Genomic DNA, 24,383 nt, shown 5'->3' on the forward strand with positions numbered 1-24,383 from the left:
ACCCTTTCCCCTCAGGTCTGATCTGCTACATCCCTGCGGGACAAACCGCATAAGGGCCGCACAACATGGCAGACCGTTTCCGCATTACTTTGGGCCAGTTGAACCCGACCGTCGGCGATCTGGCAGGCAATGCCGCCCTCGCGCTACAGGCCTGGGAGCAAGGCAAGGCCGATGGCGCTGATCTGGTTGCCCTGCCCGAGATGTTCATCGCCGGCTACAACGCGCAGGATCTGGTGATGAAACGCGCCTTCCAGCTTGATGTGATGACCCATATCGAAGCATTGGCCGCAGAATGTGCGGATGGCCCCGCGCTGGCGATCGGTGCGCCCTGGGCCGAAGGGGCGCAGCTGTTCAACGCCTATCTGATCCTAAAGAACGGCAAAATTGCCAGCCGCACCCTGAAACATGAGCTGCCGAACGAAACGGTCTTTGACGAGGTGCGTATCTTTGACAGCGGTCCTTTGGGCGGTCCCTATGCCGTGGGCAACACCCGCATCGGCAGCCCGATCTGCGAGGACGCCTGGCATCCCGATGTTGCCGAGACACTGGCCGAAACCGGTGCCGAATTCCTGCTCGTGCCCAATGGTTCGCCCTACTACCGGGGCAAGATGGAAACCCGCATGAACATGATGGTCGCGCGGGTCGTCGAGACAGGCCTGCCCCTGATCTACCTCAACATGGTCGGCGGTCAGGATGATCAGGTGTTCGACGGTGCATCCTTTGCACTGAACCCCGGTGGGAAGCTGGCGCTGAAACTGCCTGCGTTCGATGCGGCCACAGTGAGCATTGATCTGGAACGCACACCCGACGGCTGGCGCGTGACCGAGGGCGAGGTCGCCATATTCCCCGATGACTATGAGGCCGATTATCGCGTCATGGTACAGGGTCTGCGTGACTACATGGGCAAGACCGGTTTCAAGAAAGTGCTGCTGGGCCTGTCTGGCGGGATCGACAGTGCCATTGTCGCCACCATCGCCGTTGATGCGCTGGGTGCGGAAAACGTGCGCTGTGTGATGCTGCCGTCCGAATATACCTCGCAAGCCTCGCTGGATGATGCCGAAGAAATCGCCAGGAACCTCGGGTGTCATTACGACTATGTCCCGATCAAGGAAGGCCGCCAGGCGATCACCAATACTTTGGCCCCCCTGTTCGCCGACCGCGATGCGGACCTGACCGAAGAAAACATCCAGTCGCGCCTGCGGGGGCTTTTGCTGATGGCGCTCTCGAATAAGTTCGGTGAGATGCTGCTGACCACGGGCAACAAATCCGAAGTCGCGGTGGGATATGCGACGATCTATGGCGACATGGCGGGCGGCTATAACCCCATCAAAGACATGTACAAAACCCGCGTGTTTGAAACCTGCCGCTGGCGCAATACCAATCACCGGGATTGGATGATGGGACCAGCGGGCGCGGTGATACCTGAAAACATCATCACCAAACCGCCGACTGCCGAGCTGCGCGAGGATCAAAAGGACAGCGACAGCCTGCCCGACTATCCTGATCTTGACGCGATGCTCGAGATTTTGGTCGATCAGGACGGCTCGATCGAGGATTGCGTGGCAGCAGGCTTTGACCGCGCCACGGCAAAGAAGGTCGAGCACCTGATCTATATCTCCGAGTACAAACGCTTCCAGTCCGCCCCCGGTCCGCGTCTGACCAAAGGGGCCTTCTGGCTTGATCGCCGCTACCCCATCGTGAACCGCTGGCGGGATCCAAGCTAAGCCTGACTGTCTGTCCTTGCGAGGACAGACGCTGGATACCGCAGTGCGCATGATGCCGCGTTGCCCCTGTTTAGTACAGTTCGCGCCAAAACCACGGCACATTCCTGTGGCACCCGTTCCGCTACCTGAACCGGCAGCCGGGCGTCAAAAGGCTTATGACTGACACCATCATTGTCCAAATCCGCCCGCGACGGGCCATGGCAATTGGCGTTTGCACAGGCCTCGTGGCCGCAATCTGGCTGATGATCTGTTTCTGGCTATTCGTTTTTCACGCGAACGGCCTGACATGGGCGGGGTTTCTCTCCACTCTCGTCGGCGCGGTTTTCGCGGGTCTCGCCTGTCTTAATATTGGCATCGCGTTCAAAAAGCCTGCAGCTTTGCGGATGGACGCGCATGGCATTTCGGGCTTTTACGCAGACCCGGCAACTTGGCACGAAATCGAAAAGATCGACACAATTACTGATGCGAAAGGGCGCAGGTTCCTTGGCTTTGGCTTGCTCGACGCCGTCGCATTCCGCGACCATCAAACCCCTTGGCGGCGTTTCGTGTGCTGGGCAAACGGTCGCCACAGCGGCCTGCACATCATAATCTCCGAAGCGCTGTTGCGCGATGCAACTGCCGAGGGTCTCGCCGCGCAGGCAAAGCGCCTGCACCAACAGGCGGCCACGCGATGAATGCCAACGGCTAGAAACCACCAAACGCACGATCACGTGACTTGAGCCTGCCCTGCTGAAGCGCCAAAGATCGGGTATGCGTTTTCTCCTTGCCCTCTTCCTCTTGGCGGCCTCGCCCGTGGTGGCCTGCGGGCCTGATACGGATTGTCCTGTCGGCGACCGGATCTACCGGATTGTCATGCCCGACGGCCATGACGGCACGACACCCGCACCCGCCTTGATCTGGTCTCACGGTTATCGCGGGTCCGCCGCGGGCGTCATGCGCAACGGCTCCCTGCGCAAAATGCTATCTGACGCGGGTTTTGCCCTGATCGCCGCTCAAGGCGTGAATGGATCGTGGAACCTGCCTTACGGGCCCCGCACCTTTGACAGCGACGGATCAGCCGAGTTCGCCTATTTCGACGCGGTGATTGCAGATGCCACCGCACGGCACGCCATCGACCCGGACCGGATCATCGCCGCCGGTTTTTCTGCGGGCGGTATGATGGTCTGGAACCTTGCCTGCTCTCACCCCGGAAAATTCGCGGGCTTCATCCCGGTTTCCGGCACATTCTGGCTGAGACCTCCCGACATATGCAAAACGCCTGTGTCGAGCATTGTGCACATCCATGGAGACGCGGACACAACTGTGCCGCTGAAAGGACGCGCGATTGGCAGGACCAGACAGGGAGAGGTGGACCAGGCCCTTGCGATGTACGCAGCTTTTGGGGAGTTCGGCCCGCCAACCACCGAAACAACTGGCCCGCTGACCTGCGATGTGCAGACCAATCCACAAAGCGACGTTCTGCACTTTTGTCTTTTCGAGGGAGGTCATTCGTTTCGCACAGAGTACCTTGGCTATGCTATCGACACGCTTCGGAGCGTGAACCAGTTCTGATCACCCAGCGCCGCCTGCTGACAAACGCCGTTTCAGCACAGATGCCCGGCAACCTCCGCCCCTCTACCCAAAGCGGGCCATATCCGCTACACATGCGGACCCGACCAGCAACCAGAGCTTTGTTCATGACCAAGACTTTCACAACCACCCGCGAATTACGCTTTGGCGATTGCGATATCTCCGGCACCGCATATTTCCCCGCCTATCTGGATATCCTGAATGGCGTGAACGAAGAGTTTTGGGCACATCTGGGGTATCCTTGGCATGAAATCATCTGGAAGGAACGCTGGGGCACGCCCACGGTCCATCTGAGCTGCGATTTCTCTGTCCCGTCCCTGTTTGGCCAGACGCTGACTTTTGATTTACAGGTTGTCCGCGTGGGCCGGTCCTCTGTCACCCTCAAACACGAGATCAGCTGTGAAGGCGAAAAACGATGGAGCAGCACACAGGTTTTGGCGGCGTCTGATCTGGACAAGCACACCTCCGTGCCCTGGCCCGACGCAGTGAAAAAGACGCTGGATGCGTGGCTGGTCCAGGACTGAGCCTGCTTAATCCCATGACCTCCGCTGATAAGGATCAGGCTAATGAGGGCTACGAAAGCGATTTCTTTAACTGCCGCTGATCTCCTGCAAATTGTGTCTGTGACGGCGGCCAAATTTGACGCAGGCACAGGTGGCGGCACCCGCCCGTGATCTTTGCCTAACGCCCGATCACTGCGAGAGGACAGCCGATGAAAGACGCAGCCGACGAGCTTTTGGAGAATGTGGCACTGCCGTTTGAACAGGCGCGGGCGATGCCGCCATCGGTCTATACCTCCGAGGCGTTTCTGGCCCGCGAGATCTCTGCGATTTTCGCCCAAGACTGGTTCTGCGCCGGACGCGCCGACGCATTGGCCAAACCGGGGGATTACATCAGCCTTGACCTTGCCGACCAGCCGATCATCGTTTTGCGCGACAAGGACGGTGCCTTGCGCGCCATGTCGAACGTCTGCCGCCACCGCATGTCCACCTTGCTCGAAGGGCGCGGCAACACCCGTAGCATCGTCTGTCCCTATCACGCCTGGACCTACAATCTGGACGGATCCCTGCGCGGCGCGCCCGCAATGGATCAGAACAAGGGCTTCTGCAAATCGGACTACAGCCTGCCCACGATCCGGTGTGAGGAATGGCTCGGCTGGGTCTTTGTCACCCTGAACCCCGACATCCCGCCCGTGGCGCAGCAACTGGCCAAGGTCGAAGATATGGTCAGCGATTATGACATGACCAACTACACCGAAACCTTCTTTGAGACCCACGTCTGGGACACGAACTGGAAGGTGCTGGCCGAGAATTTCATGGAAAGCTATCACCTGCCGGTCTGCCATGCAGGCACCATCGGCGGTCTGTCCAAACTGGACGAAATGATATGCCCGCCCGGTGAAGAAACCTTCAACTACCACACGATCCTGAAGGACGATTCACTCCGTATCGCGATGGCCCACCCCAGCAACACGCGCATGGAAGGCGAGCGGCGGCGCACGACCTTTCTCCTCGCGATCTATCCCAGCCTGCTGATCACGCTGACGCCGGGCTACTTCTGGTATCTGTCGTTGCACCCACAGGGCGTCGGTCAGGTCCGGATCGGTTTTGGCGGCGGCATGTCTGACGACTACGCAGGTGACGAAGACGCTCAGGCCAATTTCGAGCGGCTGAAGGCGTTGTTGGATGACGTGAACGTCGAAGACCGGGGATGCACGGAAAAGGTCTATCGCGGGCTGCGGTCACAGGCGGCAGCGCCGGGGCACCTGTCGCATCTGGAACGGCCCAACTACGATTTCGCGCAGTACATCAATGCCCGCGTACAAGGGGAAGTGGACAAGCGGGGCTGATCCCCTCGGTCCTCCATGCCGTTGCGCGTGCGGTCTAAACCACCTCGCCCGCGTCCAGCTTTTCCAACCACGCCTCCGCGTCTTTCAACACGGTCTCCCGGCGATCTTCATCCATGCGGTCCCATGTCCGGTACATATTACCCATCCGCGCATTGTTCGAAAACCTCTCGCGGTGGCGATCCAGAAAATGCCAGTACAGCAGGTTGAACGGGCAGGCCCCCTCGCCGGTCTTCACGCTGACCTTGTACTGGCAACCCTTGCAGTAATCCGACATGCGGTTGATGTAAGCCCCTGAGGACACATAGGGTTTCGAAGCCACGATCCCTCCATCTGCGAACTGCGTCATCCCGATGGTATTGGCCGTCATCACCCATTCAAACGCATCCGTATAAACCGACATGTACCATTCATGCACCTGCTGCGGGTTCATTCCTGCGAGCAGGGCAAAGTTGCCCGTGATCATCAGCCGCTGGATGTGGTGGGCGTAGGCGTGCTTTTCGGTCTGGTCGATGGTCTGTGAGATACAGTTCATCTTGGTCTCAGCACCCCAGTAGAACCCGGGCAAATCGCGGTCGTGCTTAAGCACATTGCGCTCGGAATAATCCGGTCCCTCCAGAAAATAGATGCCCCGAATATACTCGCGCCAGCCGATGATCTGGCGGATGAACCCTTCGGCGGCGTTGATCGGCACATCGCCGTCTTTCCACGCCTGCTCTACCGCGCGGCACACCTCAAGGGGGTCCAGCAAGCCGATATTCATATAGGGCGACAGCACCGCGTGATAGAGAAACGCCTCTCCCTCCAGCATTGCGTCCTGAAAATCCCCGAAATTCGGCAGCGCGTTTCTGACGAAATATTCGAGTGCCTCCAGCGCCTGCTCGCGTGTCGTGGCAAAGGGAAAGGGCCGCACGGACCCGAAATTATCTCCGAACCGCGCCTCGACCATCTCAAGGACCTCCTCCACGGTTTCGTCCGCCTCGAAATTCAGCGGCCCGTCCAGCGTCACCTCACCCTTTACCGGCTTGCGGTTCTCGTGATCGTAGTTCCATTTACCGCCCGCCGGATCGTCGCCCTCCATCAATAGGTCGGTCTTGCGTCGCATTTCGCGGTAGAAATATTCCATCCGCAGCGCCTTGCGCCCCTCGGCCCAATCCTCGAACTCCTTATGCGACGCGATAAAGCGATCATCGTTCAGGATATGCGTCTTGACCGGCGCGTATTTCAGCTTGTCGATCAGCCGCCATTCGCCCGGCTCGGTGCAGATGACGCCTGCCGCTCCCGTCTCCTCGGCGCGGCGCAACAGCTCACCTACAATAGAACCCGCGTTCTCGTTATCGGTCAGTTTGGTATAGCGTACATCCCAACCGTCCTCGCGCAACTCCTGCGCAAACTTGCGCATCGCGGCAAAGATCAGCGCGATCTTTTTGGGGTGATGCGGCACATACTCCGCCTCTTCCAACACCTCAGCCATGACAACGACATCACCGTCCTTGTCCGCCTTTTGCAGCGCGGACAAATTATGTGACAGCTGGTCGCCCAACACCAGAACAAGACGAGTCACCACTGCACCGCCTTGCCTGCCCAGTCAAAGAACTGGCCGGTGTCTTCTGTGGTTAGCCCATCCATCACCCGCAGCAAATTCTCTGCGGCCTCTTCGGGCGCCACTGCCGGATGGCGGCCCAAATACTTCTCGGTGAAAGGCGTGGCTACCGTACCAGGATGCAGCGCCACGCAAACCGACTTCTTGTGCGTCCGCGCCAGTTCAATCGCGGCGGTATGCACCACCTGATTGACCGCCGCCTTGGCGCTGCGATAGCTGATCCAGCCCCCGATCTTGTTATCCCCGATGGACCCCACCCGCGCCGACAAAACCGCAAGCACGCCGCGCCCGTCGCGGGGCAAAAGATCATGCGCATGCGACAGCACCAACGCCGGACCGATGGTGTTCAGCGCGAATTGATCCATCATCGCCTGCGCCTCGATCGCCTTGATGGTTTTCTCCGGTTCCGCCCCGTCTATCTCAAGCGCGCCCGTGGCAATGACGATCCTGTCAAATGGGCCTTCAAGCTGACCCAGATGCCGGGCCACACTGTCCGCATCGGTAATGTCAAACCCGTCTGCACTGCGCGACAGGCGGGTTACGGTCTCGCCCTTGGCAGCACAGGCATCGGCCAATGCCGACCCGATCCCGCCAGAGGCACCTATGATCAATGTCTTTTTCATCTCATGCGACCTAGCGGGCCGCGCCGCCGCTTCAACGCAAAAGAATCGCAACCCGAAAGCGCGAGCACGACAAAGCGCAAACTTCCTCTTCCCATTTCAAATCACTTGCCTATAAATGTCGCCATGACACGCACTGCCCATATCACTGCTTTGCCGCTGATTTCTGCGGCCCCTCTGCGTGCATCCCTGCTGCTGCTAATCCGCCTCTGAGCGTGCCATCCCGGCGCGTCCGCTCAGAGGGCAGATCACCGCGCCACGGATTACCAAGCAGAAACGAAAGAGCCTCAACATGACCGATACAACCACACAAGACCGCGTCTTGATCTTTGACACGACACTGCGCGATGGCGAACAAAGCCCCGGCGCCACCATGACCCACGCCGAAAAGCTGGAAATTGCCGGACTGCTCGACGAAATGGGCGTTGATATTATCGAAGCCGGTTTTCCCATCGCGTCCGAGGGGGATTTTGCCGCCGTCAGCGAGATCGCCAAGAACAGCAAGAACTCCGTGATCTGCGGGTTGTCTCGGGCACAACTGGGCGACATTGATCGCTGTTGGGAAGCGGTGAAACATGCCGCACAGCCGCGCATTCACACCTTTATCGGCACCTCGCCCCTGCACCGCGCCATTCCCAACCTCACGATGGATGAAATGGCCGAGCGGATCGACCAGACCGTTAGCCACGCGCGTAATCTGTGTGACAACGTGCAATGGTCCCCGATGGACGCCACGCGCACAGAGCTTGATTACCTTTACCGCGTGGTCGAGATCGCCATCAAAGCGGGGGCGACCACGATCAACATCCCCGATACGGTGGGCTATACCGCCCCGCGCGAAAGTGCGGATTTGATCCGCAAGCTGCTGGAAAATGTGCCGGGCGCGGATGAGATCATCTTTGCCACCCATTGCCACAACGATCTGGGCATGGCGACGGCGAACTCTTTGGCGGCGGTCGAAGCCGGGGCACGTCAGATCGAATGTACCATCAACGGATTGGGCGAACGCGCGGGCAACACGGCATTGGAAGAAGTCGTGATGGCCCTGCGCGTGCGCAACGACATCATGCCCTATCAAACGGGCATCGACGCAACCAAGATCATGAACATCTCGCGCCGTGTCTCGACAGTATCGGGCTTCCCGGTGCAACCCAACAAGGCCATCGTCGGCAAAAACGCCTTTGCGCATGAAAGCGGTATCCATCAGGACGGTATGCTGAAAAACGCCGAGACCTTCGAGATCATGCGCCCCGAAGACGTGGGCCTGTCCGAGACAAACATCGTCATGGGCAAACACTCCGGCCGCGCCGCGCTGCGCTCGAAACTCGAAGACCTCGGGTTCGAGTTAGGGGACAACCAGCTCAAGGATGTCTTTGTGCGGTTCAAGGAGCTGGCCGACCGCAAAAAGGAAATCTACGAAGACGACCTGATTGCACTGATGCGCACCACCACGGACCCGGAGGAAGACCGCGTTCGTCTGGTTTCAATGCATGTGGTCTGCGGCACCGAAGGGCCAAATCAGGCCAGGATGACGCTGACTGTCGATGGCGCCGAACAGACCACAGAACAAACCGGCGACGGCCCCGTCGATGCGGCGTTCAACTGCGTCAAGGCAATCGTGCCCCACACCGCCCGCTTGCAGCTCTATCAGGTGCATGCGGTCACCGAAGGTACAGATGCGCAGGCGACAGTATCGGTGCGCATGGAAGAAGACGGGCGTATCGTTACCGGACAAGCGGCAGACACCGACACGGTCGTCTCCTCCACCCGCGCCTATATCCACGCCCTGAACCGCCTGCTGGTGCGCCGCGAGAAGGGCGGCACCGACAAGCGCGAAGTCAGCTACAAAGACGTAAGCTAAAAACAGAGAGGGGTGGGCGCTTTGCCTACCCCCTATTCATACGGATTCTTCGGCCCACGATCATCGCTCAATGATTTTTGCGAGCGTTCCACGATCAGCAGTACCGCATCTGCCAGGTGCTCGCGCTCAATCGCTTTGGCCCCCCGCGAAACCCGCAGCTTGTGGGCTTCCAGCATGACTTCGGCGTGGCTCGACCCGCGTGGCGGGATAAAGGTGTAGCAGGCCAGTTCGATCAACAGGCCCAGCGGATCCTTGAAATAGATCGAATGCATGAAGCCGCGATCCTTGACCCCGGAATTCCCGATGCCCCGTTTTTTCAGCCGATCCAAAATCTGATCGAACATGGCGCGATCCACCTCAAACGCGATGTGATGCACACAGCCGGGATCCATCGGGGTACGGCTATGAACGGGCTTGCGGTTCTCGTTCGAAAAGATCGTAATCAACCGCCCGTCACCGGGATCAAAGTACAAATGCCCTTCGTCCTCATCATCCAAATTGGGTTGGTCAAAGATGAACGGCATGCCCAGCAAGCCTTCCCAGAAGTCGATGCTGGACTGCCGGTCCGCGCCTGTCAAAGTGATATGATGGACGCCAAGGGTTTGGATTTTCTTCATGTTCTGCTTTCCTCCTACCATGCTTTGACCCTCAACCTAGGGCGCGAGCGGCAACCTGCCCAGTGTCGCCAAAGACCCCCTTTCGCATGGGTTTTCCCATGCCTATAAGGGCGCAAAGCCTGCATCGGGAGAGTCGCGGGCCATAGTTTTATAATTAAGGTGCTTGGGCGAATGAACCTCTTTGGAAACCTCAGTGGGCTATTTTCATCTGATATGGCAATCGACTTGGGCACCGCGAACACCCTCGTCTATGTCAAAGGGCGCGGTATCGTTCTGTCTGAACCCTCTGTGGTAGCCTATCACATCAAGGACGGTGTGAAAAAGGTGCTTGCCGTAGGCGAAGATGCCAAGCTGATGCTCGGCCGCACCCCGGGTTCCATTGAGGCGATCCGCCCGATGCGTGAAGGTGTGATTGCGGACTTTGACACCGCCGAAGAGATGATCAAACATTTCATCCGCAAGGTGCACAAACGCTCGACCTTTTCCAAGCCCAAGATCATCGTCTGCGTGCCCCACGGTGCGACCCCGGTTGAAAAGCGTGCGATCCGCCAGTCGGTACTGAGTGCAGGTGCGCGGCGTGCCGGCCTGATTGCCGAACCCATCGCAGCGGCGATTGGTGCGGGGATGCCGATCACCGATCCCACCGGCAATATGGTTGTCGACATCGGTGGTGGTACGACCGAAGTCGCGGTCCTGTCGCTGGGCGATATCGTTTATGCCCGTTCCGTGCGCGTCGGTGGTGACCGTATGGACGAGGCGATCATCAGCTACCTGCGCCGCCAGCAGAACCTGTTGGTGGGTGAAACCACGGCAGAGCGGATTAAAACTTCCATCGGCACGGCCCGCATGCCCGACGACGGGCGCGGCACCTCGATGCAGATCCGCGGGCGCGACCTGCTGAATGGTGTCCCAAAAGAGATCGAGGTGACGCAGGCCCAGATCGCCGAAGCCCTCGCCGAACCTGTGCAGCAGATTTGCGAAGCGGTGATGACCGCGCTTGAGACAACACCTCCGGACCTTGCCGCAGATATTGTCGATCGCGGCGTCATGTTGACGGGTGGCGGGGCGTTGCTGGGCGATCTGGATCTGGCGCTGCGCGAACAGACCGGCCTTGCAATCTCTGTCGCGGATGAGCCGTTGAACTGCGTTGCATTGGGTACCGGCAAGGCGCTGGAATACGAAAAACAACTGCGCCACGCCATCGACTACGACAGCTGATCTTTGCTAGGCTGAGGCAGGCCCGGCACCGGGCAGGAGCGCATCGGACATGGCAAGCGACCGTTCAAATTTAAACGATTATACCGCTCCCCTCCGGCGCTTGCTTCTGGTTGTCCTGATCCTTGTTCTGGGGACCATCTTTTTGCTCTGGCGCATCGACAGCCCGCGTGTCGAACGCTTTCGCGCCCAGATCACGGATCAGCTAATGCCCAACCTAGACTGGGCCATGGCGCCGGTAACGGGCACGGTCAATCTGCTGCGGGATTTCCAGTCCTATCGCCGCCTCGCCGAACAGAACGGAGAGTTGCGCAGCGAATTGCGCCAGATGCAGGCGTGGAAAGAAGCGGCCTTGCAACTGGAACAGGAAAACGCCCGGTTGCTGGACCTGAACAAGGTGCGGCTTGATCCACGGCTGACCTTTATCACCGGGGTCGTCATCGCCGATTCCGGCTCGCCTTTCCGGCAGTCGGTGCTGCTGAATGTTGGTGCGCGCGATGGTTTGGTCGATGGATGGGCCACGATGGATGGCATCGGTCTGGTCGGCCGCATTTCCGGCGTGGCCGAGAATACCGCCCGTGTGATCCTGCTGACGGACGCCACCAGCCGTATTCCCGCGACGATCCAGCCCTCCGGGCAGCGCGCCATCGTGACGGGGGACAACACCATCGCACCCCCGATTGATTTTCTTGAAAACCCCGATCTGGTGCGTCCCGGTGACCGGGTGATCAGCTCGGGTGATGGCGGGGTCTTTCCGGCCGGTTTGCTGATTGGCCAGATCGCCGCTGACCCCGGTGGCCGTCTGCGGGTCCGTCTGGCGGCAGATTACGAGCGGCTCGAATTCCTGCGGGTGCTGCGCCACTACGGGACCGAAAACGTAACCGACACCGCGCGGATCATCACCGAAGACGGGCCACTGGACGATGCCGAAACGGTGGTCTCCGAATGAATGACCTGTCGCTCACCCGCCTGTGGCTGATGCGTGGCGCTTTCTTGCTGCTGACGCTTGTGATTCTGTTCTTCCACCTGCTGCCGCTGGATACGACACCCAGCCGCTGGGCCGGGCCGGATATTCTGCTGTGCTTTGCGCTGGCATGGAGCCTTCGGCGGCCGGAGTATGTTCCTCCGCTGGTGCTTGCGCTGGCCTTTCTCTGTACCGACCTGCTGCTGCAACGTCCGCCGGGGCTTTGGGCGATGCTGGCGCTGATTGGATGCGAAAACCTTAAATCGCGCGGGCGTTCGCTGCGGGATTCCAATTTTGCGGCGGAATGGATCGCTGCGGGGTTGATCATCATCGGTATCAGTATCGGTTACCGGATCATTCTGGCGCTTGTGCTGGTCGATCTGCCCAGCCTCACGCTCAGCCTTTCCGAATTGGGCACAACCCTGCTAATCTACCCCGCAGTGGTCGCTGTGACGCATTTCCTTATGGGCGTGCGCAAGGCAGCACCGGGTGATCTGGATGCACTGGGCCAGCGGGTCTGAGGGAGCCGAAAGATGAGACGCAATCGCGCTGAAAACGATGCCAACCATGCCAAGCTTACGCGGCGGGCCGCCCTGCTGGGCGGTGCGCAGCTGTTGTTCATGGGGGGGCTGGCCGCGCGCATGCGGTATTTGCAGGTCGATCAGGCCGACCAGTTTCGTCTGCTGGCCGAGGAAAACCGCATCAATATTCGTTTGATCCCGCCTGCCCGCGGGGAAATCTTTGACCGCAACGGCACGCGGCTGGCCGAAAACGTACCGTCCTACCGGATTGTTATGGTCCGGGAGGACGCAGGCGATGTGGATGCGGTGATGGCCCGTCTCAGTCAGGTGATCGACATCGAGCTTGAGACCTATGAGCGCGCGCTGGAAGAGCTTAAGCGCTCTGCCCCCTTCCTGCCGGTTACCATCGTCGAAGGTGTTAGCTGGGACGAGGTCAGCAAGGTTAGCGTCAACGCGCCTGCCCTGCCCGGCGTTACACCCGAGGTTGGCCTGACACGGGTCTATCCACGCGGATCGGACTTTGCCCATGTGGTCGGGCGTGTGGGCCGCGTGAGCCAGAAAGACCTTGATGCACTGGAAAACCCGGATCAAGTGCTACGCATTCCGCGCTTTCAGATTGGCAAAATCAATGTCGAGGCACGGGCGGAAGATATGCTGCGCGGTAGTGCCGGCACCAAACAGGTCGAGGTGAACGCCACCGGTCGCGAAATGCGTGAGCTGGCCCGTCGCGAAGGACAATCCGGCGCTGACCTGCAATTGACCGTCGACGCCAAGTTGCAAGGCTATGTTCAGGCCCGTCTGGGAGGTGAAAGCGCCGCCGTGGTGGTGATGGATTGCGAAAACGGCGATCTGGCCGCGATCTCTTCGGCTCCCAGCTATGATCCGAACCTCTTTATTGGTGGGATCTCATCCAAGGATTATGACCCGCTGCTGAACTCTATCTACCGCCCCCTGGTCAACAAGACCGTGCAGGGGGCCTATCCGCCCGGCTCTACCTTCAAGATGCTGACGGCGATGGCCGCCCTTGAGGACGGGCTGATCGGCCCGGATGAAACCGTTTATTGCCCCGGTCACCTCGAGGTTGCAGGGCGTAGGTTTCACTGCTGGAAACGTGCGGGCCACGGCTGGGTCGATCTGGAAAACTCGCTCAAGCAATCCTGCGATGTCTACTATTACGATCTGGCGCTGAAAGTCGGCATCGAGAAAATTTCGGCGATGGCCAACCGCTTTGGGCTGGGCATCCGGCATGATCTGGCACTGTCTTCCGTGAATACCGGGCTAACACCGACCAAAGCCTGGAAAAAAAGTGCGCGTGGCGCGGATTGGGTGATCGGCGACACGGTGAACGCCTCCATCGGGCAAGGTTTCATGCTGGCTTCGCCCCTGCAACTGGCGGTGATGTCTGCGCGCCTTGCCACCGGACGCGAGGTGACGCCCCGCCTGATCAAATCGGTGGACGGGGTCGAACAGCCTTTGGGTATCGGCGCTGATCTGAACATGAATGAAAACAATCTGCGCAAAATGCGCCGCGCGATGTACGAGGTGGTGAACGACCGGCGCGGCACGGCATACCGCAGCCGCATCATCGCCGATGAATGGCGCATGGCGGGCAAGACCGGCACCAGCCAGGTGCGTAACATCACCGCCGCAGAACGCGCCCGTGGTGTGACCCGCAACGCCGATCTGCCGTGGGAACGGCGCGACCACGCGCTTTTCGTGGCCTTCGCGCCCTATGACAAACCGCGCTATGCTGTGTCTGTATTGGTGGAACATGGCGGCGGCGGATCGACCGCTGCGGCCCCCATCGCCCGCGACGTCCTGTTGCAAGCGCTGGCAGGTGGAGAGCCACCACTTGACGCCTATCCCACCGGCGACCGCGCCCGCATCAAAAGCCAGCAAGAGCGCCTGCGTGATGTCCAGCCTCAAGCCGCGATCAAGGGGAACGATCAGGCATGAGCTATCTTGAGTATACGGTCAAATCGGTCCCCACCGGTTTCCGCAAGATCCTGCATCTGAACTGGCCTTTGGCGGTGCTGCTGGCGTCGGTTTGCGGCGTCGGGTTCCTGATGCTCTATTCCGTGGCCGGTGGTTCCTACACCCCGTGGGCCGAACCACAGATGAAGCGTTTTGCAGCAGGCCTTGTGCTGATGGTCGGCGTGGCGATGGTGCCGATCTGGTTGTGGCGCAACCTATCCGGCGTTGCTTATGGCACGGCGCTGGTGCTGCTGGTGGCGGTTGCTTTCGTCGGCGACGAACGCAAGGGGTCCCAGCGCTGGCTTGATCTGGGGTTCATTGATCTGCAACCCTCCGAGCTGATGAAAATCACCCTGGTGATGTTCCTGGCGGCCTATTACGACTGGTTGCCGGCGCGGCGTGTGTCGCGACCCTTCTGGGTGCTCTTGCCTCTGGGCATTATCTTTTTGCCAACTGCGCTGGTGCTGGAACAACCCGATCTTGGTACCTCAATCCTGTTGCTGGCCGCTGGCGGGGGCATGATGTTTCTCGCAGGGGTCCACTGGGCCTATTTCGCCGCCGTTATCGCTAGCGCCGTAGGGCTGGTGACGGCCGTGTTCCAGTCACGCGGCACCCCTTGGCAATTGTTGAACAATTATCAGTATCGACGCATCGACACCTTTCTCGATCCCGCCGCCGACCCGCTGGGGGCGGGCTATCACATCACCCAGTCCAAGATCGCGCTGGGCTCTGGCGGCTGGACCGGGCGCGGCTTTATGCAGGGCACGCAATCAAGGCTGAACTTTCTGCCGGAAAAGCATACGGACTTTATTTTCACCACATTGGCCGAAGAATTCGGCTTTGTCGGTGCGATATCGCTCTTAAGCCTTTATGCCCTGATCATCGTCTTCTGCGTGGTCACCGCGATTATGAACAAGGATCGCTTCTCGTCGCTTCTCACCCTCGGCATCGCGCTAAACTTCTTTTTGTTCTTTGCCGTCAACATGTCGATGGTGATGGGCCTTGCGCCCGTCGTCGGCGTGCCGCTGCCACTTGTCAGCTATGGCGGTTCCGCCATGCTGGTTCTGATGCTGGCCTTTGGCCTCGTCCAATCTGCCCACGTCCATAGACCAAGGTAACCCATGACCCTGAACATTCTCTTCGCCGCCAAGCCTGAACGCTGGGCGACCTATGAAACGCCCCTGCGCGATGCTCTGGCAGATGCCGGCATCGAGGCCGAGCTCGCGCTGACACTCCCACCCGAGGAGGTCGATTATATCGTCTATGCCCCCAACAGCGATCTGCAGGATTTTCGGCCCTATACGCGGGCCAAGGCGGTCCTGAACCTTTGGGCCGGCGTCGAGGCGGTGACGGGCAACGAGACACTGACAATCCCCTTGGCCCGGATGGTCGACCCCGGCCTTACACGGGGCATGGTGGAGTGGGTCACCGGCCACGTCATGCGCTATCACCTTGGGATCGACATAGATATCGAGCGTCGCGATGCGGAGTGGGAGCCCCGCACGCCGCCGCTGGCGTCTGAACGCAGTGTTGTCATTCTGGGCCTTGGCGCGTTGGGTGCGGCCTGCGCCGAAATGCTGACGTCCATCGGCTTCAATGTGACCGGCTGGTCGCGCAGCCCCAAGACCGTCGAGGGTGTCACCTGTCTTCACGGCGACGATGGCCTGAAAGAGGCATTGAGCCGTGCGGAAATCGCGGTGTTGCTGCTTCCTGATACGCCCGCGACCCAGAATACACTGAACGTAGAGACCATTGCGTTGATGCCTGAGGGTGCGCGGATCATCAATCCTGGCCGTGGGCCGCTGATCGACGATGAGGCCTTACTCGCGGCCCTCGACAGCGGGCAGATCGCCCATGCCACGCTCGATGTGTTCCGGGTGGAGCCCCTGCCCTCGGACGATCCCTATTGGACCGACCCAAAGGTCACCGTTACGCCCCATCTTGCTGCTGAAACCCGCCCGGTGTCAGCCGCGCGGGTGATCGTCGAGAATATCCGGCGCGGCGAAGCGGGTGAACCCTTTATCAACCTAGTGGACCGGGATCTGGGGTACTGAAACGATACGGGGGATAAAGGTAAATCAAAGGTTTACGCCCCCGTAAGCCATTGGAGCCACTCGCGCTTGAGCGGCTGTCCCCGAAGGGACAGCGCCGTTATGCGGCCAGACCGCGCCCTTTAAGCAAGGCCTCTACTCCCGGCAAACGGCCCCGGAACGCGGTATAAAGCTCTGCCGCGTCCCGCGATCCACCGCTCGAAAGGATGTGCTCTTCCAGCGCGGCGGCGCGGTCTGCATCAAACGGGTTACCGACTTCTTCAAACGCCTCAAAGGCGTCCGCATCCATCACTTCGGACCACATATAGCTGTAGTAGCCACTGGAATATCCGTCACCCGAGAACACATGCGCGAACTGCGGTGTCGCGTGGCGCATGCGGATCGCGGCGGGCATGCCCAGCGCCTCCAACACCTCGGCCTGTTTCGCCATCGGATCAGCAGGGGCCGCGCCATCGTGGAACGCCAGATCAACAAGGGCCGATGCGACGTATTCGACGGTCTGGAACCCCATGTCGAAAGTCGAGGCACCCAGTACCTTGTCCAGCATCTCTGGCGGCATGGCTTCGCCCGTTTTGGCATGGGTGGCGAATTCGCCCAGCACTTCGGGCACCTCGAGCCAGTGTTCATAAAGCTGGCTGGGCAGTTCCACAAAGTCGCGCGCAACGGAGGTACCGGACACGCTTTCATAGGTCACATCAGATAACATCTGGTGCAGCGCATGGCCGAATTCATGAAACAACGTCCGCGCATCATCGTAGGACAAAAGCGACGGATCGGATTTGGCAAAGTTGCAGACGTTGATGACCACGGGCGTCTGCGCCTGCGGGAATTTCGCCTGCGATCGCATGGCCGAACACCATGCGCCAGAACGTTTGGACCCACGGGCGAAATAATCCCCGATAAACACGGCGATATGTTTGCCATTGCGTGTCACGTCCCAAGCGCGGCAGTCGTCATGGTACAGCGGCACATCCAGGGGCGCGAATTCCAGCCCGAACAGGCGGTTGGCGCAGGCAAAAGACGCCTCGATCATCCGGTCCAACTGAAAATATGGCTTCAGCGCCGCCTCATCCAGATCATGCTCCGCCGCGCGGCGTTTCTCGGCGTAGTAGCGCCAATCCCACGGCTCCAGATCGCCGTTGATGCCATCGCTGTGCATCATCGCGGTCAGCTTGTCCGCATCCGCGTTGGCTTGCGCCTTGGCTGGCTCCCAAACCTGCATCAGCAGATCGCGCACGGCGGCGGGGGTCTTGGCCATTTCAGTCTCAAGCTTGTAGTCGGCAAAGTTCGCGTAGCCCAACAGCTGTGCCCGCTCTTCGCGCAGAGCCAGCGTTTCGGCGGCGATGGCGCGGTTGTCCGTTTCGCCACCGTTGGCGCCGCGTGCCTCCCATGCGCGGAACGCCTTTTCGCGCAGATCGCGACGGGGCGAGAATTGCAGGAAGGGCACGATCAGCGAACGTGACAGAGTGACCACCGGGCCGCCCGCATCCTTCTCCGCACCCGCAGCACGAGCCGCGTCGACCACGAAATCTGGCAGGCCTTCGAGGTCTTCTTCAGAGAGTGTCATGAACCAGCTGCGTTCATCGGACAGGAGGTTTTGTGTGAATTGCGTTCCCAGCACTGCGAGGCGTGCTTTGATTTCTTTCATCCGCGTTTCTTCGGCTCCGCTGAGTGCCGCCCCTGCCCGCACAAAACCGCGATGGGTCAGCATCAGCACGCGGGCTTGCTCGTCCGTCAGTGTCAGGCTGTCGCGCTCGTCCCAGATAGCGGCGACGCGGGCAAACAGTGCTTTGTTGCCCGAGATTTCAGAGAAATGCGCGGCCAGTTTGGGGGAAAATGCACGCTGCAAGTCTTCGCGCACCGGGTTGCTATCGGCCCCGGCGATAGTGAAAAACACGCCAAGTACCTTATCGAGCGCATGGCCCGCAGCTTCCAGCGCCTCTACCGTATTGGCAAACGTAGGCGCGTCGGGGTTGGCGGCGATCGCATCAATCTCGGCATTATGGGCGGTCAGCGCCTCCTCCAGCGCGGGGGCGAAATGCGCGTCTTCGATTTGGTCGAATGGTGCGATGGCAAAGGGGGTGGGCCAGATGGCCAGCAATGGGTTTGTCATGGGAAATCTCCTTTGCGCTCAAGCTAGGGGCGCGATGTGTCGGTTACAATCGGACGGGCAATGAAAGTGATCAGGCGCTGCCACAGGTCGGGCAATCTGCGCGGCGGGCGATCTGGATGGTGCGGTTCTCGCCATAAAGTGCATCGTAGATCAGCAATTGTCCCCGCGCGGGTGTGCCTGCACCGGTGATCAGTTTGATCGCCTCAACTGCCATCATCGAGCCTACAACGCCGGGCAAAGGCCCGATCACGCCCGCCTCGGCGCAACTGGGCGCAAGATGGGCGGAGGGTGCCTCCGGGAAGATGCACTGGTAACAGGGCGCGCCCTTCGCCGGGTCAAAGACCGACATCTGCCCTTCCCACTGGCTGAGCGCACCGGACACCAGCGGTTTGCCCGCCGCGACGCAGGCGGCGTTGACCAGATAGCGGGTATCGAAATTGTCGGTGCCGTCCAGCACCAGATCATAGTCACCGATCAGGTCGGCAGCGATGTCTCCGGTCAGGCGGCGGTGGTAGGGGCGAACGGTCACAAATGGGTTCTGTGCTTCCATGTGGGCCTGGGCAGAGAATACCTTGGGCGTGCCGATGTCGGCGTCCGCATGGATGACTTGCCGTTGCAGGTTGGCGTTTTCGACCTTGTCGTCGTCGATTACGCCAATGGTGCCGACCCCAGCTGCCGCCAGATATTGCAGCACGGGCGCACCAAGACCGCCCGCGCCCACCACCAGAACCGATGCATCCTTGAGCGCCCTTTGCCCGCCGCCGCCAACCTCGCGCAAAATGATGTGGCGGGCGTAGCGATTGAGTTCGGTGTCGGAAAAGGCGGCGGATTTTGGCGCTGAATCAGCAGTTTGCGCAACGAGCGCCTTTGACCTCAACATCACCAACACTTGGCGGTAGATCAGGAAAAGGGCGATAAATCCGCCCAAGATCAGCCAGGCTGCAGCGCTGCCACCGGTCGCCACGCGCAGTGGGTTGGTTTCTGGGAAAGCCACCTGAATGCCCAGTACTGCGATATACAAAAGGCCCAGAAACGTCGCGCGCGCCTCACGCGGGGCGTTCATCCAGCCACCGCCAAACCAGATGGCAGCAGCCAACAGCAGTACAAGTATCATCACGCCACTCCGGTAGAACCAAATCCGCCTTCAGCCCGCTCTGTGGGATCGAGCCTGTCGGTGAGCGTAAAGCTAGCCTGCGTGACCGGCGCTGCAACCATCTGTGCGATGCGCATGCCGTGTGTGACCTCGAACGGAGCCTCGCCCGCGTTCAACACGATCACCCCCACAACACCGCGATAGTCGCTGTCGATGGTGCCGGGGCTGTTGGGCAGCATAATTCCGTGCTTAAGCGCCAGACCCGAACGCGGGCGGATCTGAACCTCGAACCCTTGGGTAATTTGCATATGCAGGCCCGTTGAAATCAGCGCCCGCGCCATTGGAAGGATCGTTACGGGGCCATTCGGCAGATTGGCCCGCAGGTCCGCTCCGGCGGCACCGGCACTTTCATATCGAGGCAAGCCCAGCTTGGTATCGGCCCCATCGGCCCAGATGCATTTGATCGGGGTCATGCGTCGCCAATGACTTGCGCGATGCGTCCGGCCAGCTTGACCGCGACTTCATCTTTGCCCATGCGCGGCCAGTCTTCTGCCCCTTCGTCCGTGATCAGGGTAACGGCATTTTCGCTGCCCCCCATGATACCGGTGCCGGGTGAAACATCGTTGGCGACGATCCAGTCGCAGCCCTTGCGCGTGCGCTTGGCCGTCGCGTGGGCCAGCACATCATTTGTCTCAGCGGCAAAGCCCACAACCAGCGGGGGGCGATCCTGTGCCAGATGGCTGATCGTTTTCAGGATATCGGGATTTTCGGCGAAGCTGAGCTGGGGCAAGCCGTCTTTGGATTTCTTGAGCTTTTGATCATGCGCCCCTTCAACGCGCCAGTCGGCCACCGCGGCGGCAAAGACGGCCGCATCGACAGGTAAGGCACCCGTGGCCGCTTCCAACATCTGTTGCGCAGTCTGGATGCGCATCACTTCGACCCCATGGGGCGGCGGCACATCGGCAGGGCCAGTGACAAACACTACATGCGCACCCAGTGCGGCCAAAGCACGGGCAATCGCGGCCCCCTGCGCACCAGAGGAGCGGTTCGCGATATAGCGGACCGGATCAATCGGCTCATGCGTGGGGCCGGAGGTCACCAGAATGCGTTTGCCGGTGAGCGGCCCTTCGGAGAACTGCGCCTCGACTGCGGCGACGACCTCCATCGGTTCGGACATGCGACCGGGGCCGAATTCGCCACATGCCATGTCGCCGTCATTCGGACCAACGGTGAGGATGCCATCCGACTTCAGGGTCGCCAGATTGCGCTGGGTTGCGGCGTGGGCCCACATGCGCACGTTCATCGCGGGGACGATCATCACCGGGGTGTCAGTGGCAAGCATTAGTGTCGATGCCAGATCATTGGCATGGCCTTGCGCCATCTTGGCCATCAGATCAGCAGTCGCCGGGGCAACAACCACCAGATCGGCGACGCGGCTTAGCTGGATATGCCCCATCTCGGCCTCATCCCCCAGGTCGAACAAGTCGCTGAACACCTTTTTACCCGCCAGCGCAGAAACCGATAGCGGGGTCAAAAATTCAGCGCCTGCGCGGGTCAGAACCGGTGTCACTTCGGCGCCGCGTTCGCGCAAGCGGCGGATCAGGTCAAGCGATTTGAACGCAGCAATGCCGCCGCCGATGATCAAAAGAATATGTTTGCCCGACAGCATAAAGCGCCCTTTGGTTACACGGTATCTACCGGACCATAGGGCGCTTGGGATGCTTGATCCAGCCCTGACGCGGGCCGGTGTCTAGGCAGTTAGTTCAGGAACTGCAGCACTTCGCGTGACTGACCTTCCAAAGACTTGCGCATCTTCACAAAGGCCGCGGCTTCCAACTGGCGCACGCGCTCTTTCGACAGGCTCAACTCTTCACCAAGGCTTTCAAGTGTCCGTGGCTGATCACGCAGCTTGCGCTCGCGGACGATGAATTGCTCGCGGTCGTTCAGTTCTTGCATGGAGGACAGAAGCCAGGCACGCAGTTGTTCCGTGTCATGACTGTCTTCAACCTGTTCGGCGGCCTGTGCGGAATCGTCAACCAAGGCGTCGATCCATTCGCGGCCTTCATCCTCAGAGGACTGCGTGGCGTTGAGAGAATAATCGGAGCCTGACAGACGGCCCTCCATCATCTCGACATCGTGCAACGGCACGCCGATCTCGGTCGAGATCATCTGGCGCAGCTGGTGCCGATCCAATGTTTCGCCAGCGGCAGAGGCTTCACGCTCCAACCGGGCCTGGACGCGGCGCATGTTGAAAAACAGGGACTTTTGCGAAGATGTGGACCCTGTCCGCACCATCGACCAGTTCCGCATCACATGGTCCTGAATGCTCGCCTTGATCCACCAGACAGCGTAAGTGGAGAACCGTACGCCCCGATCAGGGTCGAACTTGTCAGCCGCTTTCATGAGGCCAAGACCCGCCTCCTGGATCAGATCGTTCATCGGCGCGCCGTAGCGCTTGAATTTGCCGGCCATCGAAATTGCCAGACGCATGTAAGCTGTGATCAGGCGGTGCAGGGCCGCTTCGTCGCGTTCATCACGCCAAGCGTATGCAAGCTTGAGTTCAGTTTCCGCATCAAGTAGCTCGGCTTTCATCGCCGTGCGGGTGAGTGAGAATTCGCGTGCTGTTTGCAGTGTCATCTTCAATTTTCCCTGAACTTGCAGTACGTCTTGTGACACACCTTTGATTTAAGTACGCACAAGGTGCTTTTTGGGTTCCGAGAAAAAATGAAAAATAACGTGCCAAGATCCTCTTTTGTGCTCGGGGGCGCTGCATCGGGGAAATCGGGCTGGGCCGAAGAATTGGCGGAAAGCTTCGGCTTGCCAATCACTTACATCGCCACCAGCCAAATTTTTGATGCCGAGATGTCGGCAAGAGTAAAAATCCACAAAAAACGTCGCGATGACCGGTGGACCACCGTAGAAGAGCCGCTTGATCTGGCGTCAGCGCTTGACAAACTGACGGCGCAGCAGGTGGCTTTCATCGACTGCGCCACCATGTGGCTGAGCAATCATCTGATCGCGCAAAGTGATATTGCAGATGTGCAGGACGCGCTCGTTTCGGCGCTTCATCGCTGTGCTGCCCCGTGGATCATCGTGTCAAACGAGGTGGGCAGTGGCATCGTGCCCGACAACGCGCTGGCGCGGCAGTTCCGCGAGGCGCAAGGCAGGCTGAACATAGCGCTGGCGGCAGAAGCGGGCTTGGCCGTGCAAGTGGTGGCGGGCCTGCCGGTGGTTTTGAAAGGACAGCTTCCATGACAATCTGGCACTGGGTCCGGCATGGTCCGACCCACGAGAAAACCTTTGTCGGCTGGCGCGATGTTCCCGCAGATTTGTCCGATCACGATCAAATTGCCCGTCTAAGCGCTCATTTGCCCGACGATGCACTGTTGATCTCGTCCGACTTGCAACGATGCACTGCGACAGCGGATGTGCTAGAGCACGGCGACCGTCGCCGCCTGCCGCATCGTGCCGACCTGCGCGAAATTCATTTTGGCATTTGGGACGGCATGCACTTCAAGGACATTGCCGCCCGCGATCCCGAACTTTCCCGCGCCTATTGGGAAACGCCTGGTGATGTTGTGGCCCCCGAAGGCGAAAGCTGGAACCAGACCGCCGCGCGGGTAAATGCCGCCGTCGACACGATGAACGCCGCCCACCCGCAGGCCGAGATCATTGCCGTGGCACATTTCGGTGTGATTCTGACGCAGGTGCAAAGGGCGCTTGGCGTCACACCTTACAAAGCGATGTCTCACAAGATCGATAATCTTTCGGTGACAACAATGGTGCATGAGGTCGGTGCGTGGCGTGTAGATACGATCAATCACCTTCCGTGATCGGGTGACGAGCAAAGTTGCATTTGCCGCACTGCACGCAGCGCGGCTAGGTTCTTTTTCATGACATATGACCTTTATATCGGCGATCGCACCTTCTCCAGCTGGTCCTTACGGGGCTGGCTGATGTTGGAAAAATTCAACCTGCCTTATAAGGCACATCTTGTTGGCCTTTACGGCGGGACAATGGCGGCTGATCTGGCGGCACTTGCCCCAGCCCGGTTGGTGCCGGTTTTGCGCACGCCGGAAGGGACCGTGGTGGGTGAAAGCCTTGCGATGGCAGAAACACTGGCCGAACGGCATCCCGAGGCTGGCATGTGGCCGAAAGACGCAGCAGCGCGTGCCACGGCGCGCTGGCTTTGCGCCGAGATATGCGCCGGGTTTTCCACGCTGCGCGGCAGCTGCCCGATGCAGTTACAGCATGTGAATGAAGGATTTGCCGTCAGCGCCGAGCTGCAAAAGGACATTGACCGGCTCGAAACCCTTTGGGCACATGCTGGCGCAGTGCGGACTGAAAACGGCCTTTGGCTTTTTGGTGGCTACAGCCTTGCCGATGCGTTCTATGCCCCGGTCGCAGCGCGTATCATTGGCTATGATTTGCCGGTCAGCGCAACTGCACGGGCGTATTGTGAAACGACTATTTCTGATCCCGCTTTCAAAGCATGGCGCGCAGAGGGGCTTGAAGTGGTTTATGATCCGTTTCCTTACGACTTTGGCGGGGCGACCCGCGAATGGCCGTCTTCCTGATCTCAAGTCCGGCTTGCATTAACTTTTCTTAAACA

General features: G+C 59.8%; 23 protein-coding genes. 15 read left to right on the top strand and 8 right to left on the bottom strand.

The genetic code is table 11. The features are described from left to right. Positions 1-65: 65 nt before the first annotated feature. The 5 genes from Z945_RS0101825 (at position 66) to Z945_RS0101850 (ending at position 5,142) form a co-directional block, all read left to right on the top strand. Positions 66-1,724 carry an NAD+ synthase gene (locus tag Z945_RS0101825; RefSeq protein WP_025050416.1) on the top strand — a complete coding sequence of 553 codons (1,659 nt, stop codon included), beginning with the start codon at positions 66-68 and terminating at the stop codon, positions 1,722-1,724. A gap of 155 nt (positions 1,725-1,879) precedes the next feature. Further along, a complete protein-coding gene (locus tag Z945_RS0101830) occupies positions 1,880-2,398 on the top strand; it encodes a hypothetical protein (protein ID WP_025050417.1) in 519 nt (172 codons plus the stop codon). Between the two features lie 76 nt (positions 2,399-2,474). Then, complete coding sequence (locus Z945_RS0101835) at positions 2,475-3,275, top strand: CE1 family esterase (protein WP_025050418.1); 801 nt, start codon at positions 2,475-2,477, stop codon at positions 3,273-3,275. 125 nt (positions 3,276-3,400) lie between these two features. After that, positions 3,401-3,817, top strand: a complete 417-nt coding sequence (locus tag Z945_RS0101840; protein ID WP_025050419.1) for an acyl-CoA thioesterase — start codon at positions 3,401-3,403, stop codon at positions 3,815-3,817. Positions 3,818-4,005: 188 nt separating this feature from the next. Then, the gene (locus tag Z945_RS0101850) at positions 4,006-5,142 is read left to right on the top strand and encodes an aromatic ring-hydroxylating oxygenase subunit alpha (RefSeq protein WP_025050420.1); all 1,137 of its coding nucleotides are present in this window, start codon (positions 4,006-4,008) and stop codon (positions 5,140-5,142) included. A gap of 34 nt (positions 5,143-5,176) precedes the next feature. Here the strand turns inward: Z945_RS0101850 and Z945_RS0101855 are convergent, their stop codons facing one another. Further along, the gene (locus Z945_RS0101855) at positions 5,177-6,703 is read right to left on the bottom strand and encodes a cryptochrome/photolyase family protein (RefSeq protein ID WP_025050421.1); all 1,527 of its coding nucleotides are present in this window, start codon (positions 6,701-6,703) and stop codon (positions 5,177-5,179) included. Next, positions 6,700-7,365, bottom strand: a complete 666-nt coding sequence (locus Z945_RS0101860) for an SDR family NAD(P)-dependent oxidoreductase (protein ID WP_025050422.1) — start codon at positions 7,363-7,365, stop codon at positions 6,700-6,702. Before Z945_RS0101860 ends, Z945_RS0101855 begins: the two co-directional genes overlap by 4 nt. A 289-nt stretch (positions 7,366-7,654) precedes the next feature. Between Z945_RS0101860 and Z945_RS0101865 the strand changes: the two genes are divergently transcribed. Continuing rightward, on the top strand, positions 7,655-9,223 hold the full coding sequence (locus Z945_RS0101865; RefSeq protein WP_025050423.1) for a 2-isopropylmalate synthase: 1,569 nt from the start codon (positions 7,655-7,657) through the stop codon (positions 9,221-9,223). A gap of 32 nt (positions 9,224-9,255) precedes the next feature. Here Z945_RS0101865 and Z945_RS0101870 read toward each other — a convergent pair whose 3' ends face one another. Continuing rightward, positions 9,256-9,840, bottom strand: coding sequence for a VOC family protein (locus tag Z945_RS0101870; protein WP_025050424.1), 585 nt, complete (start codon positions 9,838-9,840; stop codon positions 9,256-9,258). A gap of 171 nt (positions 9,841-10,011) precedes the next feature. Between Z945_RS0101870 and Z945_RS0101875 the strand changes: the two genes are divergently transcribed. The 6 genes from Z945_RS0101875 to Z945_RS0101900 are packed head-to-tail and all read left to right on the top strand — an operon-like array spanning position 10,012 to position 16,568. Beyond that, positions 10,012-11,058 (top strand): rod shape-determining protein, encoded by a 1,047-nt coding sequence (locus Z945_RS0101875; RefSeq protein ID WP_025050425.1) that lies wholly within the window; start codon positions 10,012-10,014, stop codon positions 11,056-11,058. Positions 11,059-11,107: 49 nt separating this feature from the next. After that, a complete protein-coding gene (mreC, locus tag Z945_RS0101880) occupies positions 11,108-12,004 on the top strand; it encodes a rod shape-determining protein MreC (protein WP_025050426.1) in 897 nt (298 codons plus the stop codon). Beyond that, the gene (locus Z945_RS0101885) at positions 12,001-12,540 is read left to right on the top strand and encodes a hypothetical protein (protein WP_025050427.1); all 540 of its coding nucleotides are present in this window, start codon (positions 12,001-12,003) and stop codon (positions 12,538-12,540) included. Before mreC ends, Z945_RS0101885 begins: the two co-directional genes overlap by 4 nt. Positions 12,541-12,552: 12 nt before the next feature. Next, on the top strand, positions 12,553-14,496 hold the full coding sequence (gene mrdA, locus Z945_RS0101890) for a penicillin-binding protein 2 (protein WP_025050428.1): 1,944 nt from the start codon (positions 12,553-12,555) through the stop codon (positions 14,494-14,496). Continuing rightward, positions 14,493-15,632: a rod shape-determining protein RodA gene (gene rodA / locus Z945_RS0101895; protein WP_025050429.1), complete on the top strand. Its 1,140-nt coding sequence runs from the start codon at positions 14,493-14,495 to the stop codon at positions 15,630-15,632. Before mrdA ends, rodA begins: the two co-directional genes overlap by 4 nt. 3 nt (positions 15,633-15,635) lie before the next feature. Then, positions 15,636-16,568, top strand: coding sequence for a 2-hydroxyacid dehydrogenase (locus tag Z945_RS0101900; protein WP_025050430.1), 933 nt, complete (start codon positions 15,636-15,638; stop codon positions 16,566-16,568). Positions 16,569-16,665: 97 nt separating this feature from the next. Here Z945_RS0101900 and Z945_RS0101905 read toward each other — a convergent pair whose 3' ends face one another. The 5 genes from Z945_RS0101905 to Z945_RS0101925 form a co-directional block, all read right to left on the bottom strand. Then, on the bottom strand, positions 16,666-18,678 hold the full coding sequence (locus Z945_RS0101905) for a M3 family metallopeptidase (protein ID WP_025050431.1): 2,013 nt from the start codon (positions 18,676-18,678) through the stop codon (positions 16,666-16,668). Between the two features lie 70 nt (positions 18,679-18,748). Further along, positions 18,749-19,792: a HesA/MoeB/ThiF family protein gene (locus tag Z945_RS0101910; RefSeq protein ID WP_025050432.1), complete on the bottom strand. Its 1,044-nt coding sequence runs from the start codon at positions 19,790-19,792 to the stop codon at positions 18,749-18,751. Next, a complete protein-coding gene (gene dut / locus Z945_RS0101915) occupies positions 19,792-20,244 on the bottom strand; it encodes a dUTP diphosphatase (protein WP_025050433.1) in 453 nt (150 codons plus the stop codon). Before dut ends, Z945_RS0101910 begins: the two co-directional genes overlap by 1 nt. Next, the gene (gene coaBC, locus Z945_RS0101920) at positions 20,241-21,440 is read right to left on the bottom strand and encodes a bifunctional phosphopantothenoylcysteine decarboxylase/phosphopantothenate--cysteine ligase CoaBC (RefSeq protein ID WP_025050434.1); all 1,200 of its coding nucleotides are present in this window, start codon (positions 21,438-21,440) and stop codon (positions 20,241-20,243) included. Before coaBC ends, dut begins: the two co-directional genes overlap by 4 nt. 89 nt (positions 21,441-21,529) lie before the next feature. Further along, positions 21,530-22,408, bottom strand: coding sequence for an RNA polymerase factor sigma-32 (locus tag Z945_RS0101925; protein ID WP_025050435.1), 879 nt, complete (start codon positions 22,406-22,408; stop codon positions 21,530-21,532). A 99-nt stretch (positions 22,409-22,507) separates the two neighbouring features. Here Z945_RS0101925 and cobU point away from each other — a divergent pair, with 99 nt between their 5' ends. The 3 genes from cobU to Z945_RS0101940 are packed head-to-tail and all read left to right on the top strand — an operon-like array spanning position 22,508 to position 24,348. After that, on the top strand, positions 22,508-23,026 hold the full coding sequence (gene cobU / locus Z945_RS0101930; RefSeq protein ID WP_338152098.1) for a bifunctional adenosylcobinamide kinase/adenosylcobinamide-phosphate guanylyltransferase: 519 nt from the start codon (positions 22,508-22,510) through the stop codon (positions 23,024-23,026). Continuing rightward, positions 23,023-23,604, top strand: coding sequence for a histidine phosphatase family protein (locus Z945_RS0101935; RefSeq protein WP_025050437.1), 582 nt, complete (start codon positions 23,023-23,025; stop codon positions 23,602-23,604). Before cobU ends, Z945_RS0101935 begins: the two co-directional genes overlap by 4 nt. Positions 23,605-23,664: 60 nt before the next feature. Beyond that, a complete protein-coding gene (locus Z945_RS0101940; protein ID WP_025050438.1) occupies positions 23,665-24,348 on the top strand; it encodes a glutathione S-transferase in 684 nt (227 codons plus the stop codon). Positions 24,349-24,383 lie beyond the last annotated feature (35 nt).

Origin of the sequence: Sulfitobacter noctilucae (assembly GCF_000622365.1) — a bacterium.
Classification (GTDB): domain Bacteria; phylum Pseudomonadota; class Alphaproteobacteria; order Rhodobacterales; family Rhodobacteraceae; genus Sulfitobacter; species Sulfitobacter noctilucae.

Coding starts and splice junctions, on each gene's coding strand:
- Z945_RS0101825 (WP_025050416.1), top strand. CDS start 66: ATGGCAGACCGTTTCCGCATTACTTTGGGCCAGTTGAACCCGACCGTC.
- Z945_RS0101830 (WP_025050417.1), top strand. CDS start 1,880: ATGACTGACACCATCATTGTCCAAATCCGCCCGCGACGGGCCATGGCA.
- Z945_RS0101835 (WP_025050418.1), top strand. CDS start 2,475: ATGCGTTTTCTCCTTGCCCTCTTCCTCTTGGCGGCCTCGCCCGTGGTG.
- Z945_RS0101840 (WP_025050419.1), top strand. CDS start 3,401: ATGACCAAGACTTTCACAACCACCCGCGAATTACGCTTTGGCGATTGC.
- Z945_RS0101850 (WP_025050420.1), top strand. CDS start 4,006: ATGAAAGACGCAGCCGACGAGCTTTTGGAGAATGTGGCACTGCCGTTT.
- Z945_RS0101860 (WP_025050422.1), bottom strand. CDS start 7,365: ATGAAAAAGACATTGATCATAGGTGCCTCTGGCGGGATCGGGTCGGCA.
- Z945_RS0101865 (WP_025050423.1), top strand. CDS start 7,655: ATGACCGATACAACCACACAAGACCGCGTCTTGATCTTTGACACGACA.
- Z945_RS0101870 (WP_025050424.1), bottom strand. CDS start 9,840: ATGAAGAAAATCCAAACCCTTGGCGTCCATCATATCACTTTGACAGGC.
- Z945_RS0101875 (WP_025050425.1), top strand. CDS start 10,012: ATGAACCTCTTTGGAAACCTCAGTGGGCTATTTTCATCTGATATGGCA.
- mreC (WP_025050426.1), top strand. CDS start 11,108: ATGGCAAGCGACCGTTCAAATTTAAACGATTATACCGCTCCCCTCCGG.
- Z945_RS0101885 (WP_025050427.1), top strand. CDS start 12,001: ATGAATGACCTGTCGCTCACCCGCCTGTGGCTGATGCGTGGCGCTTTC.
- mrdA (WP_025050428.1), top strand. CDS start 12,553: ATGAGACGCAATCGCGCTGAAAACGATGCCAACCATGCCAAGCTTACG.
- rodA (WP_025050429.1), top strand. CDS start 14,493: ATGAGCTATCTTGAGTATACGGTCAAATCGGTCCCCACCGGTTTCCGC.
- Z945_RS0101900 (WP_025050430.1), top strand. CDS start 15,636: ATGACCCTGAACATTCTCTTCGCCGCCAAGCCTGAACGCTGGGCGACC.
- Z945_RS0101905 (WP_025050431.1), bottom strand. CDS start 18,678: ATGACAAACCCATTGCTGGCCATCTGGCCCACCCCCTTTGCCATCGCA.
- Z945_RS0101910 (WP_025050432.1), bottom strand. CDS start 19,792: ATGATACTTGTACTGCTGTTGGCTGCTGCCATCTGGTTTGGCGGTGGC.
- dut (WP_025050433.1), bottom strand. CDS start 20,244: ATGACCCCGATCAAATGCATCTGGGCCGATGGGGCCGATACCAAGCTG.
- coaBC (WP_025050434.1), bottom strand. CDS start 21,440: ATGCTGTCGGGCAAACATATTCTTTTGATCATCGGCGGCGGCATTGCT.
- Z945_RS0101925 (WP_025050435.1), bottom strand. CDS start 22,408: ATGACACTGCAAACAGCACGCGAATTCTCACTCACCCGCACGGCGATG.
- Z945_RS0101935 (WP_025050437.1), top strand. CDS start 23,023: ATGACAATCTGGCACTGGGTCCGGCATGGTCCGACCCACGAGAAAACC.
- Z945_RS0101940 (WP_025050438.1), top strand. CDS start 23,665: ATGACATATGACCTTTATATCGGCGATCGCACCTTCTCCAGCTGGTCC.